Source organism: Streptomyces sp. NPDC026301 (assembly GCF_055567935.1).
In genome coordinates this window covers 1-1,460 of the sequence record NZ_JBVHPN010000046.1, presented here as the reverse complement: position 1 = coordinate 1,460, position 1,460 = coordinate 1, and the positions used below count along the sequence as shown (strand labels likewise).

Below are 1,460 nucleotides of genomic sequence, written 5' to 3'. Positions count from 1 at the left end.
CCAGACCTGCAGTAGGTAAGCGATGGGGTGACGCAGGAAGGTAGTCCAGCCCGGGCGGTGGTTGTCCCGGGGTAAGGGTGTAGCCCGTCATCCAGGCAAATCCGGATGACATGAAGGGTGAGACCTGATGCCGAGCCGATTGTGGTGAAGTGGATGATCCTATGCTGTCGAGAAAAGCCTCTAGCGAGTTTCATGGCGGCCCGTACCCTAAACCGACTCAGGTGGTCAGGTAGAGAATACCGAGGCGTTCGGGTGAACTATGGTTAAGGAACTCGGCAAAATGCCCCCGTAACTTCGGGAGAAGGGGGGCCATTGCTGGTGATGAGGTTTTCCCTCTGAGCTGGTGGTGGCCGCAGAGACCAGCGAGAAGCGACTGTTTACTAAAAACACAGGTCCGTGCGAAGCCGTAAGGCGATGTATACGGACTGACGCCTGCCCGGTGCTGGAACGTTAAGGGGACCGGTTAGTCGACCTTCGGGTCGGCGAAGCTGAGAACTTAAGCGCCAGTAAACGGCGGTGGTAACTATAACCATCCTAAGGTAGCGAAATTCCTTGTCGGGTAAGTTCCGACCTGCACGAATGGCGTAACGACTTCTCGACTGTCTCAACCATAGGCCCGGTGAAATTGCACTACGAGTAAAGATGCTCGTTTCGCGCAGCAGGACGGAAAGACCCCGGGACCTTTACTATAGCTTGATATTGGTGTTCGGTTCGGCTTGTGTAGGATAGGTGGGAGACTGTGAACCGATCACGCCAGTGGTCGGGGAGTCATTGTTGAAATACCACTCTGGTCGTGCTGGATGTCTAACCTGGGTCCGTGATCCGGATCAGGGACAGTGTCTGGTGGGTAGTTTAACTGGGGCGGTTGCCTCCCAAAGGGTAACGGAGGCGCCCAAAGGTTCCCTCAGCCTGGTTGGCAATCAGGTGTTGAGTGTAAGTGCACAAGGGAGCTTGACTGTGAGACTGACGGGTCGAGCAGGGACGAAAGTCGGGACTAGTGATCCGGCGGTGGCTTGTGGAAGCGCCGTCGCTCAACGGATAAAAGGTACCCCGGGGATAACAGGCTGATCTTCCCCAAGAGTCCATATCGACGGGATGGTTTGGCACCTCGATGTCGGCTCGTCGCATCCTGGGGCTGGAGTCGGTCCCAAGGGTTGGGCTGTTCGCCCATTAAAGCGGTACGCGAGCTGGGTTTAGAACGTCGTGAGACAGTTCGGTCCCTATCCGCTGTGCGCGTAGGAGTATTGAGAAGGGCTGTCCCTAGTACGAGAGGACCGGGACGGACGAACCTCTGGTGTGCCAGTTGTCCTGCCAAGGGCATGGCTGGTTGGCTACGTTCGGGAGGGATAACCGCTGAAAGCATCTAAGCGGGAAGCCTGCTTCGAGATGAGTACTCCCACCTCCTTGAGAGGGTAAGGCTCCCAGTAGACGACTGGGTTGATAGGCCAGATATGGAAGCC

At 56.6% G+C, this 1,460-nt stretch carries 1 rRNA gene; it reads left to right on the top strand.

Annotation, left to right across the window (positions count from 1 at the left end):
* A 23S ribosomal RNA gene (locus ACZ4MH_RS34035) occupies window positions 1-1,460 on the top strand; the annotation flags it as partial.